This is a genomic window from Candidatus Hydrogenedentota bacterium (assembly GCA_035450225.1).
Taxonomy (GTDB): domain Bacteria; phylum Hydrogenedentota; class Hydrogenedentia; order Hydrogenedentales; family SLHB01; genus DSVR01.
In genome coordinates this window covers 122,343-137,834 of sequence record DAOTMJ010000001.1, presented here as the reverse complement: position 1 = coordinate 137,834, position 15,492 = coordinate 122,343, and the positions used below count along the sequence as shown (strand labels likewise).

The 15,492-nt window shown below is 57.2% G+C and carries 16 protein-coding genes and 1 tRNA gene; 3 read left to right on the top strand and 14 right to left on the bottom strand.

The genetic code is table 11. From position 1 onward, the window contains the following. Nucleotides 1–2: 2 nt before the first annotated feature. From P5540_00545 to P5540_00530, 4 genes are all read right to left on the bottom strand, one after another. Nucleotides 3–875: a metal ABC transporter permease gene (locus P5540_00545; GenBank protein HRT63285.1), complete on the bottom strand. Its 873-nt coding sequence runs from the start codon at nucleotides 873–875 to the stop codon at nucleotides 3–5. Further along, a complete protein-coding gene (locus tag P5540_00540; GenBank protein ID HRT63284.1) occupies nucleotides 868–1,626 on the bottom strand; it encodes an ABC transporter ATP-binding protein in 759 nt (252 codons plus the stop codon). The genes P5540_00545 and P5540_00540 overlap by 8 nt, the downstream gene beginning before the upstream one ends. A 65-nt stretch (nucleotides 1,627–1,691) precedes the next feature. Beyond that, the gene (locus P5540_00535) at nucleotides 1,692–2,534 is read right to left on the bottom strand and encodes a zinc ABC transporter substrate-binding protein (protein HRT63283.1); all 843 of its coding nucleotides are present in this window, start codon (nucleotides 2,532–2,534) and stop codon (nucleotides 1,692–1,694) included. 10 nt (nucleotides 2,535–2,544) lie between these two features. Further along, the gene (locus P5540_00530; GenBank protein HRT63282.1) at nucleotides 2,545–2,817 is read right to left on the bottom strand and encodes a CopG family transcriptional regulator; all 273 of its coding nucleotides are present in this window, start codon (nucleotides 2,815–2,817) and stop codon (nucleotides 2,545–2,547) included. A 397-nt stretch (nucleotides 2,818–3,214) separates the two neighbouring features. Here P5540_00530 and P5540_00525 point away from each other — a divergent pair, with 397 nt between their 5' ends. Genes P5540_00525 through P5540_00515 form a run of 3 tightly spaced genes read left to right on the top strand, consistent with a single transcriptional unit; the run spans nucleotide 3,215 to nucleotide 4,805 of the window. Further along, nucleotides 3,215–3,886, top strand: coding sequence for a MotA/TolQ/ExbB proton channel family protein (locus P5540_00525; protein HRT63281.1), 672 nt, complete (start codon nucleotides 3,215–3,217; stop codon nucleotides 3,884–3,886). A gap of 5 nt (nucleotides 3,887–3,891) precedes the next feature. Then, nucleotides 3,892–4,359, top strand: coding sequence for a biopolymer transporter ExbD (locus P5540_00520; protein HRT63280.1), 468 nt, complete (start codon nucleotides 3,892–3,894; stop codon nucleotides 4,357–4,359). After that, entirely contained in the window at nucleotides 4,356–4,805 is a 450-nt protein-coding gene (locus P5540_00515) for a biopolymer transporter ExbD (protein HRT63279.1), read from the top strand. Before P5540_00520 ends, P5540_00515 begins: the two co-directional genes overlap by 4 nt. Before the next feature lie 56 nt (nucleotides 4,806–4,861). On the opposite strand, the gene P5540_00510 is transcribed toward P5540_00515, so the two are convergent. The 10 genes from P5540_00510 to P5540_00465 all read right to left on the bottom strand — a co-directional run bounded on the left by P5540_00510 (nucleotide 4,862) and on the right by P5540_00465 (nucleotide 15,492). Continuing rightward, nucleotides 4,862–5,224, bottom strand: a complete 363-nt coding sequence (locus P5540_00510; GenBank protein HRT63278.1) for a flagellar protein FlaG — start codon at nucleotides 5,222–5,224, stop codon at nucleotides 4,862–4,864. Between the two features lie 30 nt (nucleotides 5,225–5,254). Next, a complete protein-coding gene (locus P5540_00505; protein ID HRT63277.1) occupies nucleotides 5,255–6,070 on the bottom strand; it encodes a flagellin in 816 nt (271 codons plus the stop codon). Nucleotides 6,071–6,717: 647 nt separating this feature from the next. Continuing rightward, complete coding sequence (locus tag P5540_00500) at nucleotides 6,718–7,533, bottom strand: flagellin (protein HRT63276.1); 816 nt, start codon at nucleotides 7,531–7,533, stop codon at nucleotides 6,718–6,720. Between the two features lie 589 nt (nucleotides 7,534–8,122). Continuing rightward, nucleotides 8,123–8,214 (bottom strand) — tRNA-Ser (locus P5540_00495). Between the two features lie 96 nt (nucleotides 8,215–8,310). Beyond that, nucleotides 8,311–9,804 (bottom strand): hypothetical protein, encoded by a 1,494-nt coding sequence (locus P5540_00490; protein HRT63275.1) that lies wholly within the window; start codon nucleotides 9,802–9,804, stop codon nucleotides 8,311–8,313. A 115-nt stretch (nucleotides 9,805–9,919) separates the two neighbouring features. Next, on the bottom strand, nucleotides 9,920–10,990 hold the full coding sequence (locus P5540_00485) for a DUF2961 domain-containing protein (GenBank protein ID HRT63274.1): 1,071 nt from the start codon (nucleotides 10,988–10,990) through the stop codon (nucleotides 9,920–9,922). A 51-nt stretch (nucleotides 10,991–11,041) separates the two neighbouring features. After that, a complete protein-coding gene (locus P5540_00480) occupies nucleotides 11,042–12,019 on the bottom strand; it encodes a hypothetical protein (GenBank protein ID HRT63273.1) in 978 nt (325 codons plus the stop codon). A gap of 103 nt (nucleotides 12,020–12,122) precedes the next feature. Beyond that, nucleotides 12,123–13,253: a radical SAM protein gene (locus tag P5540_00475; protein HRT63272.1), complete on the bottom strand. Its 1,131-nt coding sequence runs from the start codon at nucleotides 13,251–13,253 to the stop codon at nucleotides 12,123–12,125. 72 nt (nucleotides 13,254–13,325) lie between these two features. Further along, nucleotides 13,326–14,285 (bottom strand): metallophosphoesterase family protein, encoded by a 960-nt coding sequence (locus tag P5540_00470; GenBank protein HRT63271.1) that lies wholly within the window; start codon nucleotides 14,283–14,285, stop codon nucleotides 13,326–13,328. A 46-nt stretch (nucleotides 14,286–14,331) separates the two neighbouring features. Next, nucleotides 14,332–15,492, bottom strand: a complete 1,161-nt coding sequence (locus tag P5540_00465) for a Gfo/Idh/MocA family oxidoreductase (GenBank protein HRT63270.1) — start codon at nucleotides 15,490–15,492, stop codon at nucleotides 14,332–14,334.

Here is a 15,492-nt window from a genome sequence, read left to right as displayed (position 1 = left end):
GTTCATCGCTTGCCCCGGAAACGGACGGCAAGCCGGGCGCGGATGGCTGGCATGCAGAATCCGGCCGTGACGAGATACGCCGTGCCGGCGACGACAATGATGGTCGCGCCGGCGGGCAGATTGGGTGTGTAACTCAACGCAAGACCCGAAACCGTAAAAAATACGCAGAGCAACGTCGCGAGGATCATCATTCCGCGCAATGTGCGCGCGAAATGCCCCGCAATGGCGGCGGGCAACGTCAGCATGGCAATAACGAGGACAACCCCCACCACGGTCACAAGCAACACGACGGTCAGGGCAATCAGCCCAAGCAAAAACAGATAGAAAAAATCAACGGGCACGCCGCGCAATCGGGCGTATTCCTCGTCAAAGCAAACAGCCTGAAACTGATCGTGCCAGATCGTCCCCGCAACGACGACAAGGACATCGAGCGCCAATATCAGCAACAGGTCGTTGCCGGAAACCATCAGAATATTCCCGAAAAGATACGCCATCAAGTCTTCGTTGTATCCCGGCGTACGGGCGATGAAAAGCACTCCGACGGCCATCCCGATCGCCCACAATGCCCCAATGACCGTGTCTTCGCGCTGTTTGGCCCGCAAACTCACGAAGCCGATAATCAGGGCGGCAATCAGCGCCGCGGCGGTCGCACCGTAAAGGGGCGAAAACCACGTCCAGCCGTACACTGTTTCGCAATAACGCGCGGCGCCCATCCCGGCGAGCACGCAGTGTGAAATTCCGCCCGCAATATAACTTATTCGGCGAACAACCACATAGGCGCCGGCGATACCACAGGCAATGCTGGACAAAATCCCCGCCATGACGGCGTATTGCAGAAATCCATGATCGGCTACGGCCTGGAAAAACTCAATCATGACGCACCTCGTGTCCATGCTCGGCGCATCGGTGATCATGTCGGACCAACCGGACATCGCTCCGGTACAAATCGGCGATGGCGCCGCCGGTCAACTCACTCGTCGGATGGACGACGACCGTCCGGTTTACGCACACCACCCGTCGGATGGAGGATGAAACGAACCCGATGTCGTGCGTGACCATCAGGATGGTCAGGCGCCGGCTCAGTTCATCGAGCAGGCGGAAAAGTTCGTTTTGCACAGCCGGATCGATATTGGCCGTCGGTTCGTCGAGCAACAACAGGCGCGGTTCCGAGGCCAGCGCACGCGCGATGAGTGCGCGTTGGCGTTGGCCGCCGGACAAGGCCGCGAAGGGACTTGATGCCATGTCGCCCAATTCCACGTCGCGCAATGCCGATTTCGCCGATTCGCGATCTTCTGGGCGATAGCGCCCCGCGAATGGAATACGGTGCAGGCGTCCCATCAGGACCACATCGAGCACGCGAACGGGAAAACTTGTATCGAACTGGAAAAATTGGGGGACATACCCGACTTGCGATCGGGCTTGCACGGGTGGACGATCCAAAACACGGATACTGCCCATCTGGGGTCGCAGGAGGCCGAGGATCAATTTCAACAAAGTTGTCTTGCCGCCGCCGTTGGGCCCGATGATCGAAACAAAATCGCCATCGTCAATGCGCAAGTTTACATCCGACAGAACCGGCTCCCCCTCGTAGGCAAAAGAAACGTTGTCGAAAACTACCGCGTGCATGGGCTACGCTCCCGGCGCAAACTTGGACACCCAAATCATAAGTATGGATAGGCCAACATTCGGGTTCATGGCTGCATCCATGCATTGCGCAACTGTTGTGCAATGGACTCGACGCCGGCGATGTAATCGCGGGCAAGCGGATCCACGGAAATGACCCGGCCGCCGATAGCGCGCGCGACCGTTTCAGCGGATTTTTTGGGAAACTGCTGTTGGACGAGGATGGCGCGGACGTTTTCCTGTTTCGCGCGATCAATCAAAGCCGCCAGCCGCCAAGCCGTCGGTTCCTTGCCTTCGATCTCGACAGATACTTGTTTCAATCCATACGCATCCGCAAAATAACCGAATGCCGGATGATACACATAAAACGTACGCCCCTTGAACGGTTCGAGGATCGCGGCCACGCGTGCATGCAGCGCGTCGAGTTCCTTTTCCAGCGTTTCAAGGTTTGCCGAATAGCCGGCTTCATAGGCCGGATCGCTGTCCTTGAATGTGCGGGCCATGTTGCGCGCGATAATTTTGGCGTTGAGGGGATTCAGCCACACATGCGGGTCCATGTTGCCGTGATGGTGGCCAGGATGTTCATCGCGCGGTTCCTCGTCCATGTTACGCAACACAATTCCCTCGAGCAAATTGACCACGCGCAGGCGTGGATTGGCCGATGCCATTTTTGCAATCACGCGCTTTTCAAACGGAAATCCCATCTGAAAAAAAACCGGGGCATCGGCAAGATCCGCCAATTGTTTCGGCGACGGTTCATAAACATGATAATTTTGTCCCGGCCCCACCAGCACCGGCGCCTCTACCCTGCCGCCGCCAATTCGTTCCGCCAGATACGCCAGCGGGAGTATGCCCACGCCCGCCTTCAGGGGAGCGGCCATCGCAAAGATACCTATCAACAAAACAAACATCCCCGGATCCTCATCGGTCTTTTTCGACGGAACACACCAGATGAAATTCGTGGCAGTCGCCGCATTCGCGCAGGGGATGCGCCTCGGCGAAGGCGTCCCAATGTTCCTTTTGTTTTGGCGTCAACACGCCCGTTCCATGGCATAGCGGGCAAGCGCTTCCCAGCGCCTGCAATATCGCCTCCCGAATGAACTCCGATCGGTTGTCAATTCCACGCAACAAATTCCAGAGCGATGAATCCACCTTGAAGGTAACGATTTCTTCTTTAGTCTTGGCTTTGGGCATGGCGCGCAATCCTTCTCTTTGCCTATATTATTACAAAGTATTACAAATGCGTCAATTTCGCTGTCCGTCACCAACCATGTTCGTCTTGGGCGGGAAATGAATTTCCAACTTTTTTCGTCGCCTTTGTTCTTTTTCCCGAAAATTGGCTTGAAGCACCGCGAACAAGTGTGGTAGTGTTTGAACGTAAAATCTTGCTTTTCGCGACGATATGTTGTGGTGTTGCGGATTTGGAGTAGGATATATTGTTGATCGCGAGGGGAATAATCGGCCGGTTTGGGCGGATGTTAGGGCAACTTTTATGTCTGCCGCGGGATAGTGTATCGAAAGCCCGGATCAGGCATGGGGTGTTGTTTTTGTGTTCCGGCATGGAATGGTCTTTCGGACAAGGTGATGTAACATGGAATTGATAACGTTTGCCGTCAAGCATGACTGGGCGGTTCTGCTGCCGATTATTTTCTGTTCGGTGTTGGTGCTGTCGGTGGCGGTCGAGCGGTTTGTGTTTTACCGGCGAAACCGGCGCGATGTGGTCCAGTTCATCAACCGGCTCGAACGCGACTTGCAACGCAACAATCTGAACAGCGCGCTCAACCTGAGTTGCGAACTGGGCGGATTGCTGGGCGAGGTTTCGGAAGAAGGAATTCGGACGCTTGCAGAACAAAAAAGCAGTTTCGAGCGCCTCTTCGACATCACGGCCAATCTTGCAACGCGCAAACTGGAACGAAACTTGTCCATCCTCGGAACGATTGCCACTATCTCGCCCTATCTGGGCCTGTTCGGCACCGTTGTGCGCATTTTGCTGACCTTCGGCGAGATGGCCAAAGGCGGCGGGGGCGGGGGCGCGCCGATGATCATGTTCGGGATTGGATCGGCGTTGATTGCAACGGCGTTTGGATTGGGCGTTGCGATTCTCGCCGTGGGTCTGAACAATTATTTCCACACAATCGTGGGCCGTTGGGAAGAAGATTTTCAATTGTTGAAACTCTTGTTCCTTTCGGTGGCTGATCGCCGTCCCGCCGCTTCGGCCGCGCCGGCCGCCGCACAGCCCTATCGGCGTCCCGCGGAGATTTAGCGCGCATGAAAGCGATAGGCGCCAAAGGCCATAAGCGCCTGGTGGATGAAATCAACATCACCCCATTGACGGACGTGTTTCTGGTGCTTCTGATCATCATGATGGTGGTCGCCCCGATGCTGAAAATGACCCGGACCGAAATCATTCCGCCGGTCGTTGACGGCGGGTCGCCCATCGAGAAAGTACGGCTGGTCGTCGAAATCACGCGTGACGGACGCTATTTCGTGGACGGCGACGAGACGAATCCCGCGGATCTCGCGGAGACCATGCGCCAGAAAGGCGGCGCGTTTGCCGAAAAAGACGTCATCATCCAGGCGGATCGCCTGACAAAAAGCGGGGTGGTGCTCAAGGTGTTCGATGCGGCGCGGGAAGCCGAATTTGAAACGATGACGGTCGCCGTCGAGACGTTGTCAAAACGGCGTTCCGAGGAGTTGGATCGTCTTCCCCCGCTTGAAGAGGTCCCGGCGACATGACCTCGCAACGCGGTTACCAGATACACGAAATCAACATCACACCGCTGACCGATATCTTCCTGGTCTTGTTGGTCATCATGATGGTCGTTACTCCGATGATAGATTTCGCGGGCTTGAACATGGCCGTCATGAGCGTGGGTGATGCAAGCAATACGGAGACCACCCCGAAAACCTTGCGGTTGAGCGTGGATGCATCGGGCGCCTATACGGTTGACGGCCGGGTCGTGCCGCTGTCGAGCCTCGGCGATGTGTTGCGCGAGAAAGCTCCGGAAAATCCCGATGGACTGCTGGTCGAAACCGATCCCGACGCGCCGCATGAAGCCATGGCGCGGGCCATGGCCGCGGCAACGTCCGCGGGCATCAAGAAACTGGCCGTTGCCCCGAAAGAACCGCCGACCGACGCCGGCGGTACGGCAGACAAGCCGGCGGGCAAGTCAAAGAAATAATAACGCCTTGGCCGCCGACGGCCGCCAAGGCGTCTTGTTTCTTTGTGCCGCGTTCTTCAGGCTTTCCGGTCGAACAACTTGCCGATCATTTCCTGGAACTTGGCCGAGATCTTCAATATTTCCTCGGGAGGAATCTGTTTGATGATCTCGTTGTTTTCGCCGATGATTTGCGCAATGATCCGCTTGCTGGCGTTGTCAATGCGCAGACGCGTGCCCGTGCGTTTAGGGCCTTCGGACGCCTCGGTTTTCACCGCGGTCCGCTGCTCCTGTTCCACTTTCGGTCTTGGACCCAATCGCGCCACCGGAGCGGCGCTGTCTTGCTGCGATTTTACGGGGCGCGGAAGGAATTCAGGAGCCTGTGCAACAGGATAGGCGGCCGATAGAACCGGGTCCTGTCCGCTGATGCCAGCAACTCCCATAATCATGCTCCTTCAAGGCGCCAAGGCCGTTTAGCGCAACAGCGTCAATGCCGTCTGGGGAACAAGGTTCGCCTGCGCCAGCACCGACGTGCCCGCGCTCACGAGAATCTGGTTCCGCGTGAACGCACTCGTTTCGCTGGCAATGTTCGCGTCGCGAATGGCGCTTTGCGAGGCCGCCGAATTTTCCTGCTGGATGGCCAGTGTGTTGATGGTGAATTCGAGACGGTTCTGGTACGCGCCAAACTTGCCGCGCAACGATGAAACGCTGTTGATGGCGTTATCGATCGTGCTGATGGCGGAAACCGCCGCGGCCATGGTCGAAACGCGCACACCGCTGATGCCCAGATCGTTGGTCTTCGCGCCGCTGACGGCGATGACGAGCGTCTGGCTGGTCATGGCGCCGGCTTGCAGCGTAATCGTCTGCGCCGCGCTGAGCACGCGGATTCCATTGAAATCCGTATCGGTCGCGATCGAGTCAATCTGCGACAGCAACTGGAGCACCTCGCTGTCGATCGCGATGCGGTTGTTCGTGCTCTGCGTGCCGTTGGCGGCCTGCACGGCCAATTCGCGAATGCGCTGAAGGATGTTCGTTGTCTCGCTCAACGCGCCTTCGGCGGTTTGGGCGAGGCTTACGCCGTCCTGGGCGTTTCGCTGGGCCATGTCCGTGCCGCGGACCATCGAGTTGAACCCTTCCGCAATGGCCAATCCCGCCGCGTCGTCGGCGGCGCTGTTGATCCGCAGTCCGCTGGAAAGCCGCTGGAGCGACTTGTTCAGGGCTTGTGTGTTGCGGTTGAGGATTCGGCCCGTGTCAATCGCGGCCACATTTGTGTTGATGCGTAAACCCATGTGTCTACCTCCTTGTTTTTAAGGGGCGCCGGGCATCCCTACCCGGACCCTTGGTTCATCCCTGCCTGCGTCGGACCTGTCGCTCCGGCTCCCGCGCATATCGTCCATCATTTCGTAAACCAACGGTATGCATGGCGATACCGGCATCCTGTATGGCGTTTTCCGCCGCGATCGCGTTTTCCGCCTGAACGGATTGGAAATCGTCAGCGAATTCGACACGGTGAAAACATTTGCCGCCAAAGGAATTGAGGGATCCCGCATGACATTCTGATTTTCCGATAACGCCGGTGAAAAAAGAGACACCCTTCCGCGAAACTGCGACAGTCCGCGAAAGACCGTCAACCACCTTTCCGGCATCCGGATCCGGAACATTCGTCTCAAATCGAAGTTCCAACTAATTTACCTCCTTGAGTGACGCCCGTGAAGCATCCCTGTTTCACGGTGATACATTGTGTTGCCGCCCAAATCTTCCCTTTTCCGGCTGCGCCGCGAAATCGTGTCTTTTCGCATGTCCCATCCGGATGGGCATCGCCTCCTTTCGTTTCATGCAGTTGAGCGCTCCGGCCTTTACGTGTCCAAAAGCCGGAGCGCATTTCCCGATGTAGTCGTGTACTCTCGTTTCACCGGCAAACCGCCGGGAGAAACCGTTACCGGAGCAACTGAAGCGCCGTTTGCGGCACAATGTTGGCCTGCGCCAGGACCGAAGTGCCCGCGCTGACCAGGATTTGGTTGCGCGTGAAAATGATGGTTTCCTGCGCGATATTCGCGTCGCGGATGGCGCTCTCGGACGCCGACGAATTCTCCTGTTGGATGGCCAGCGTGTTGATGGTGAATTCGAGCCGGTTTTGGTAGGCGCCGAATTTGCTCCGCAACGACGTGACGCTGTTGATGGCATTGTCAATTGTGCTGATGGCGGAAACGGCCGCGGCCATCGTCGAAACGCGCACGGCGCTGATGCCCAGATCGTTGGTTTTCGCGCCGTTGACGGCAATGACGAGCGTCTGGCTGGTCATGGCGCCGGATTGAAGCGTGACGGTCTGGGCCGAGCTCAGCACGCGCATGCCGTTGAAATCCGTGTCCGTGGCGATGCTGTCGATCTGCGAAAGCAGTTGCAGCACCTCGCTGTCAATCGCGATGCGGTTGTTCGTGCTTTGCGTGCCGTTGGCGGCCTGCACGGCCAGTTCGCGGATGCGCTGCAGAATATTGGTGGTCTCGCTGAGCGCGCCTTCCGCGGTTTGAACCATGCTGACGCCGTCCTGGGCATTGCGTTGCGCCACAGCGGCGCCGCGGACCATCGAATTGAAACCTTCGGCGATGGCCAGCCCGGCGGCATCGTCGGCGGCGCCGTTGATGCGCAGTCCGCTGGACAGGCGTTGCAGGCTCTTGTTCAGGGCCTCGGTGGAGCGTCGTAAGACGCGGCTGGTGTTGATGGCGGCTACATTGGTGTTGATGCGAAGTCCCATAGTGCTATCCTCCGTGAGTGCTTGGACCCTCGCGCGTCCTTGCGCGATTGTTGTTTGCGGATCGCTTCAGGCGAACCGCGTCCCATTGGGCCGAATGCCTTGGAAACCGAATCTTCAGGATTCGGGATTCCATCCCATTGACATCCGGTGTCGCTGCCTGCCGTTTCCATTCCGGCAGGTTCCATCCATTGACCATTTTGCTTGCCGGCGCCCGGTCCCATTTTCCGCGCGACGGCCGATCCGGTTCTTCCGGACCGTTTGACTCTTATTCAACTGTCCATCGGGCCTCGCGGGCGCATTCCCGCTTACCTGCGTAATTTATCGGCAACTTTAGCCGAAACTTTAGTGGGGTCAAAAAAATTTTTTCAAAAATGTGTGAATCCTTCGGAAGACTATGATTTACAGGCAGTTAGGCGGATATTGCTTCGATAATGCTCTCTTTTTGAAAATCATTCCGGCCGGCATAAATGGAAAAATTTCCCAGGAAATGACTACAAACGGTACCGGCGGCGCAATGGCGATTTGGGATGCAATTTTGCCTTTGGATTTGAAGGGACACGATTCCACCGCACCGGAAAAAAGAAAGAGATGGCGGAGAGGGCGGGATTTGAACCCGCGGCACACCTTTCAGCGTGCACACGATTTCCAATCGTGCTCAATCAACCACTCTGACACCTCTCCACAAGGGGTCAACCTGATATTTCGATTATAGGGGGGGTACGCCCCGGATGTCAAAGAAACGTTGTTGGCATCGTTTAAAAAGCGCCGGCCGCCAAGTTATCTGCTTCTTCCACGGCCCATCGAACGTATTCCGGCGGCCAAAAGGGCGATTGCTGAGAGCCATCCGTTGACAGGAAGCCCCACGCTTCGGTCTATCGTGTAGGCGGGACCCGGCATCCAATTCATGCTTTTCCCCGTGGCCCAAAGCGAATGTCCCGAAGCATTCTTGATCGAGTCGTCGTCGCGCACGGCCAGATTCAACGTGCCTTCGCCCACACCTGTATCAACCACGATGCGATACGATGCGGCGTCCTTGGCCGGTTCAATGCCGATGATCGACGCGCCCGCCAGGCCGTTGCGCCCCACAGGCTCGAAGTCCGATTCGTCCACACCCGTAACCGGTTCGCTGAACGTGACAAGAAAGGCGACTTCCTGGTTACCGGTTGTTTCGATAGTTTGCAAGGGATTGATTGGATTTACGCTGCACCGTTCGACGGATACGACCTTGGGATAGGGGTAATCGTTCAAATAATCGTCTATGCAAACTTCAAAACAGTGATTCACCAGGATGGCATGTCCAAGCGCGCTCAAATGAATCCAATCGTCTATCGGTCCCATGCCATCAATGCCCAAAACCGCCGGATCCAATCCATAGGACGCAATTTCCTCCGACCATTGGGATTCATAGAACAAGATTCCTTCCCACGGGCTTTTGCGAAACGTTGGATCGCCTCCCAAGAAGGGGACATAGTTGTCCTCCAGTTGACCCGGTTTGGGAACCTGATGCGGGGCAAAGCGAAATTGATCCACGCCGGCGGGATCCCAGTGCGGCGCATGCTTGCATTCGCCGGTCCATGGCTGTTGCACCCATGCGGGAATGTTTTCGCCGGGATACCCCAGTTCATACTGGAGCATGCCGTAATTGTTGACGAACCGGCACCGCTCGATATCTTTTACTTCCTGCAGAATTCGCTGTTCACATCGCGCCATCACGTCGTTGACCCCGTTGCACATCAGCAAGGCGTCGGACGGCAAAGTGGCGCAATTATTGCCGGCTTTCTTGATTGAATTCGCATAATCGTATCCGCACAGGACGACGCGAATGTTTGGCCGCGTTTCAACCATGTTGCGAATAACGGTGGCGACATTGCCGGCAATCCAAGAAAAAAACGCGGCCTCCTGTTCCGGCGTATCGTGATTTTCGAACCAACTGGTGGGTTCCCCGTACATGACGTCGTTTCCGCCCAAGGTCAGAAAAACGATATCCACCTCGGGATTGGCCAACAGATAGTTTCGCGTATTTTCAAGTTTGATCGGCATCGCCCATTGATTGGCCTTGGTGCTGCCCAAGGCGATATTCCATGCATCGAACTGAGGGAAACCCCGGGCGTCGAGCACCTCGCGAAAGGTATGGTCGAGCCACATGAAATGAGTCCAACTATCGCCGGCCATTAAAATGCGCGTCACCGGCCCCGTCCCCCGCGCTTCCACGTTCCACCCAGCAACCATCACCAACATCAACAACAACGGGTACTTCAACTGCTTTTGCACTGCAACTGCTCCTTACTGCATGTACTACACCTGCTATACAATATCTTACCATTTTATACAAAACGGACAGACGATTGCACGTGGAAATTTTCTTCAGGTTTCCCAATGGATTCGGTTAGATGACCTCCAGTTCATCCCGGCCGGGCAATTTCGGGAACGCCGCGTGGGGTTCGCGTTGATACCAAAATGCCACGGACGCGAGATCGTCCTGAAGGGGCAGATAGCGCCCGTAACTTTTCCAGCCCAAGGCCTGGATCGTCACGCGAAGGTCTTTTTCAAAACGGATGGGGTCCATGATATGCCACCGGTACAGGCCGAAACGCTGTTGCGACTGGTATGCGCCGTCGGGACGGATGACTTGGTGCATGCCGGCATAAGGCGTCGTGAATTCACGGTATTGGCCGCCGATGTCAAATCCGTACGATCCGCAGAAATAGTCCTCGGTGCCCGTGCCGCAGATTGTTGGCCATTGTTTGTCGCCGTCCATAAAGAACTTGATCTCGCCCTCGCCCCACCAGCCGGTGTTGTTCACGCCCCAAGCCAGATAGGTGCCGACATAATGGCCCTTGCCTTTGATGCCTTCGACAATCGTGTAGTCTTCCTTGTACGGCAACGGATTTGTGCGGCGGAATTGCGCGTGAAAATAGCCGGCGTCTTCGGGCACTTCCGTCAGCGTGTAATTGATTTGGTAATACAGCACCATGTCCTCGTCGGCCATGTTTTCAAAAGTCATCCGGCAATGTTTGCGGAAGGGCATTTCCCAGTACGAATTGAACGCGCTGCCCGGATTCACGCAGACGGGCAGGCTGACCAGCGGCGCGTATTTACCCCAGCCCATCGCGAAAAAGTCGCCGATGGGACATTCGATGCTCGGCGTCTTCTCGTTATCCCAATAGACGCGCAGAATGCAAAAACGCCAGTTGCCCGACGGCGTGAACCACATCTGCTGGATCGCGCCCGGACCGTCAATGTCGGCGAGATCGAAGGTTGTGCCGGCCTTGACAACGACGCTCGGCGAGATCTTCCAGCCGCGGCCGAGGTCGCGCGCACATTTCGCGCCGGTGCCGTCGGTGGCCATGCCACCCTTGCCCTTCGCGCCCGTGAAGTTCTCCGCCGACAGCGATCGAGTCTTTGCGTTCGACAGCAGACTCAGGTTTCCAAGGTTCAAATTCAGCCCGTTGTACATGGAAGTTTCTCCTATTCCCGCTTTTTCTGTAGGGGTGATGTTCCCCAACTATTACTTCTTCAGCAAGGGTAAAAGTTTCGAGTCAATTTCCGCCTCGTCTTCGCCCAACTCGACTTTGTTCAACGTCCAGATTTCGGTATGTTCGACTTTTCCGCCGCCGGCGGCGAGTTTTGTCATTGGTCCGAGGGTTTCGACTTCGAGCATATCCCAATCGGTGAACGTTTCCGTATTGCATCCATAATCAGGATATTTCGCGTTCGCGTCGATCGCGAACTGCTTGATGAACAGGTCGTCTTTCAATAAATAGGCCGCCCAGCCCTGCTTGTTAAGAAATCCGATTTTCTGTTTGGTTTTCGCGCCGGGATCCTGCCGCAATTGGATGTATTTGTTGCCCCAAGTCCATCGTGGATCGGCCATTTGCGTGTAATGCCAGAGCACAACGGGCCGCGCGGGTAGTAGGTAATCCTCGTGCCGGCGAAACTCTTCCTGCGGGAAGATCGCGCGGCCACCGGGCGCCATGACCGACAGTGCCCACGGCGCCAGTTCGATTTCCCACAGGTTCAAATTTATGATGCGGTGAAGAATGGCGACCTTGTTTTCTTTAGGGTCCATGGTCACTTCAATTTCTTTCTGGACGCCGTTGCCCGTTTCAGGTTTCGGGACCAGTTTTAACGTCTTGCCGTCGAACGTGTACTTGACCGGGTCGTTGTCCGGCCAGTACGTGCGCGGCATTTCCTCCGGCGCGTGCCAGAGGCGATGTCCGCCGTAATTCCGCCACTCGCTGCCGCCGGTCATGCCCAGGGTCTTTTCATACTCCTTGAAAAGATTCTGGCCGCCCGTGAATCCAAACCGGATCAGGCGCGGCCCGATATCCGTTGTCGCAATCAACTCGATCCGTCCATTCGTCAACTTGACGCAATTCGGCCAACCGCCATAAGAAACTTTCTCTTCCATCGTGACTCCCTCCGCATAACCCATCAATGGCGCCATCGCCAGCATATACATCAACGCGAAACGTATTCTCTTCATCGTTCTCTCCCTCCCATACCGTTTTCACCGTGCCATCTTACACTCCCCGCAATGCCGTGATTGTAAAGACCCCGAATCATCGTGTCAAAAGCGCGTGTCCGATTTATTCCTTCTTCACGGTAAAATAGAATCCGACATCACGCCATGTCTTGATTAGATCGCGGATGATGGAAGCGGGCCGAAGCCGCAGGCTGAGTTCGGTGTTCGTCGTGTCCCAACAGGCGCGGTTGCAATGGCGAACCTTGGTGCGCATGCGCTCCATTTCCGGGGATCCCCAGATGGTTTCGAGCGGCTGATCCCGCACCGAAAGGGTTCCATCCATGTCGCAGCAGGGCGCGACGATGCCGGCCGGATTTATCGCGCAGGCGGCATATCCCGCGTAGCAGCGGAACTGCAGCGGCTTCCGGTAGAGATCGGCCATGCCCGCAAAGAACATGGCCGAGGTGGTCAGGATGCGGCTGCGGCGCGAGGCCGCGATAAGTTCCTTGATTTCATAGTCGAGCTCGTCGAGATCCTCCTGCGAAAAGATCAGATCGGAATAGTGCTCGATGCGCTTGCGGCGATGCAGGAGGTTGGTGTGAATGGGCGCGAATTTGATCTGGTGGGCGCCGATTTCCTCTGCGAACGGTATCATGGCGGCGATGTTTTTGTAATTGAGGCGGGTGATGACGCAGTTGATGCCGACCTGCACTTCCGGGGCTAGTTCGCGCGCCAGTTTGACGCCCTGCACGGCCAATTCGAACGATCGCGGGCCGCGGAGACTGTCGTGGGGTTCCGGGCCGGGGCTTTCGATGGAGATGGACAGCGCGTTGACGCCCGCCTCGCGCAACTGGATCACGTTGTCCCGGTCAAGCAGCATGCCGTTGCTGCACAGATGCACCGCCATGCCCAGTTCGCGGGCGAAGCGGATGAGGTCGAAGACGTCTTTTCGGAGCAGCGGCTCGCCGCCCGTCATCGAGACGATCGTGCATCCCAGATTTCGCGCGGATTGCAGGACCGATTTCCATTCGCCGGTATCAAGTTCCGGCTGATCATCACAGGTCGGATCGTACTCGCATACCCCGCACATTTTGCAGCGCAAATTGCAGCGTTTGGTGAGGAACATCAGCAGGATCGGCATATAGCGCGGCGGACGCCCTAGCGCCCGGTTCCACATGACGTTTGCCACGCGAAATCCGTTTCCGAGAAAGAGCGCGAAACGCCGTATTGCGGAAACCGTGTCCTGATCACTCATTTTCTGCGTTACAATCCTCTTTGGCGGATTATGGCAATCGCCTGCTCCGCCTTTCCATTGAAAAACGCGCGGTTAGGGAAACACGGTTTCCCATTTGTATGTTTTTGCCAGACAATCCAGTGTTATAAGTTTGCCGCCCTTCGGAAGCTTGTCCCCGCCGTAACCGCCGGCGCCGGTCGCGCGTCCATAAACGAGTTCGACGCCGTCGAAAACGCCGCCGAAGTCGTTGGTGTGATCGTGCCCGCAAAAGCAGGCGCGCACATTGAGCGATTTCAGGAGGGCCAGCGACGTGCCGTCCTCCTTTTCGCTCATCACGTTTTCCTTCTTGACGCCAACAGCGAGATCCTGCTTCCAGACTTCATCGTATTGCTTGAGTGGGATGTGGAAAAAGGCCAGCCGCGGCACATCGGGCGGAAGCGACGCGGAAATCTTGCGCAGCCAGTCCTGTTCCGTCTTGACGAGACCATCGCGATGTGTGTTGAGGCAAAGGAGTTGCCACGCAATCCGCTTGTGGCGGCCCAAAATGCCGATAACGTGATTGCCGTCGGTTGCCGCGCCGCGATAAAGGGAATTGCGCGCCGACGCAAGGGTCCGATGGCCCACGGCGAAATCGGGAAGTTGATCGTGGTTTCCCCAGGCGTAGGTCCACGGCACGCCGAGCGCCTCGAATTGCGCAACGGCGAACCGCATGAATTCCTCGCCGCGATTGTCCCGGTTCTCAGGCCACGAGTCCCCCGTGACAACCACGAGATCCGGGGAGGTTTTGTTGACCAGCGCCTTCATCATCGCCACGGAAGCGTTGTTGGTGATGGCGTGTCCGGTTTTTCCCGCGAAAAAATGCAGATCAGTGAATTGCAGAATGCGCACATGGCGTGGATTCGACGGGTGCAGGCGCGCTTCCCATTCGCACGCATGGGAAAGCGACGGTTCCAGATGCGATTGGCCGGCGCAACCGGCCGCGAGAATTGCCGCGCCCGCCCCAGTCCGAACCGAACGGGCCAGAAAATCCCTGCGTGTCAGTGTATGTTTCATATCGTCTTCCCTCAACTGGTTTTTCAGATGTGCGAAATGCATCGCACTACAACAGCGGGTGTTTTCGATCCGCGAGCGGCAGCGCGACGCGTCCCGTGCCGAAATGCGCGGCGTACACCGCCTGGATCATTTCCAGCGAGTCGCGGCCATCCTGCAGACTGGCCATCGGTAGACGATGCTCGCCGATGGAGGCGATCAAATCGTTGACGATCGGCGCATAACGTTCGACCTCCGGATTTGTGAGCCGGGTATCCGGCGCGCCCGGCAGCGGCTCCCAGCCGATGGATGGATCCTGCGCGTCCCACGATGGCTGCCGCCAATATCGCACACGCGGCCCGGCATCCTGACGGATAGTGACCACGCCTTTGGACCCGAAGATGTCCACGCCCCAGCGATTGCCGTTTCCATCGCGATTCTTTGTCGTTGCGAAGTGGCCTGTGATTCCATTCTTGAAGCGGAACATGGCGTGAATGCGGTCGCCCGTCACCTTCCCGACCGGTTCAGTCGCGTCATGGATGTCCGATCGTGTCGCGGGCCGTCCGTCTACGGTAATGCCGGCCATGCACTCCACCGCATCACCCGCAAAGAAGCGCATCATGTCGAAGATGTGCGTGCCCAGCACGATGAGATCCTCGCCGCCGGCCCTTTGATCTTCCTTGCCGCGACCGCGCATCTCGAGCACCTCGCCGACAAGGCCTTCTTCGAACACCGCGCGTTTTACAAATTGGACAATGGGCGTCACGCGAAAGTTGAAGCCGATTGTCCAGCGCAGATCTTTTTCCTCGATGGCGCGAATCATCTCGTCCGCCTCGACAAGATCCGCCGCAATGGGTTTTTCCATCATGCCGTGAATGCCGTGCGCGGCAGCGGCCAGCAGGTACTCGTGGTGCCGGCGGGTCCAACGCGGGCCAATCGCCAGCAGATCCGGTTTCTCCTTTTCGAGCATTTCGCGGTAATCAGCGTAGGTCCGCTGCGCCTTGGCTTCGGCCGCATGTTTGGCGCGGCCTTCCGGATCGGGATCGGCCAGCCCTACGACCTCGATGTCGGGACGGCACGCCCAAATCCTGTGAAGGCTGTGGCCGTAGCCGCCTTCCTTCGTGTCGCCCAGCACGCAGGCGCGCCATTTTTTCTCCGGTTCTGCCGCGCGCGCCGTCATGCCGACTGCGGCCATCATGGCGGATGCACCCAGAAACTTTCGACGATCCAT

What these genes read in the sequence shown, in the direction of transcription:
- P5540_00475 (HRT63272.1), bottom strand. Translation starts at nt 13,253, where the DNA reads ATGAGTGATCAGGACACGGTTTCCGCAATACGGCGTTTCGCGCTCTTT.
- P5540_00545 (HRT63285.1), bottom strand. Translation starts at nt 875, where the DNA reads ATGATTGAGTTTTTCCAGGCCGTAGCCGATCATGGATTTCTGCAATAC.
- P5540_00515 (HRT63279.1), top strand. Translation starts at nt 4,356, where the DNA reads ATGACCTCGCAACGCGGTTACCAGATACACGAAATCAACATCACACCG.
- P5540_00530 (HRT63282.1), bottom strand. Translation starts at nt 2,817, where the DNA reads ATGCCCAAAGCCAAGACTAAAGAAGAAATCGTTACCTTCAAGGTGGAT.
- P5540_00520 (HRT63280.1), top strand. Translation starts at nt 3,892, where the DNA reads ATGAAAGCGATAGGCGCCAAAGGCCATAAGCGCCTGGTGGATGAAATC.
- P5540_00525 (HRT63281.1), top strand. Translation starts at nt 3,215, where the DNA reads ATGGAATTGATAACGTTTGCCGTCAAGCATGACTGGGCGGTTCTGCTG.
- P5540_00485 (HRT63274.1), bottom strand. Translation starts at nt 10,990, where the DNA reads ATGTACAACGGGCTGAATTTGAACCTTGGAAACCTGAGTCTGCTGTCG.
- P5540_00535 (HRT63283.1), bottom strand. Translation starts at nt 2,534, where the DNA reads ATGTTTGTTTTGTTGATAGGTATCTTTGCGATGGCCGCTCCCCTGAAG.
- P5540_00470 (HRT63271.1), bottom strand. Translation starts at nt 14,285, where the DNA reads ATGAAACATACACTGACACGCAGGGATTTTCTGGCCCGTTCGGTTCGG.
- P5540_00500 (HRT63276.1), bottom strand. Translation starts at nt 7,533, where the DNA reads ATGGGACTTCGCATCAACACCAATGTAGCCGCCATCAACACCAGCCGC.
- P5540_00505 (HRT63277.1), bottom strand. Translation starts at nt 6,070, where the DNA reads ATGGGTTTACGCATCAACACAAATGTGGCCGCGATTGACACGGGCCGA.
- P5540_00510 (HRT63278.1), bottom strand. Translation starts at nt 5,224, where the DNA reads ATGGGAGTTGCTGGCATCAGCGGACAGGACCCGGTTCTATCGGCCGCC.
- P5540_00480 (HRT63273.1), bottom strand. Translation starts at nt 12,019, where the DNA reads ATGAAGAGAATACGTTTCGCGTTGATGTATATGCTGGCGATGGCGCCA.
- P5540_00540 (HRT63284.1), bottom strand. Translation starts at nt 1,626, where the DNA reads ATGCACGCGGTAGTTTTCGACAACGTTTCTTTTGCCTACGAGGGGGAG.
- P5540_00465 (HRT63270.1), bottom strand. Translation starts at nt 15,492, where the DNA reads ATGGATCGTCGAAAGTTTCTGGGTGCATCCGCCATGATGGCCGCAGTC.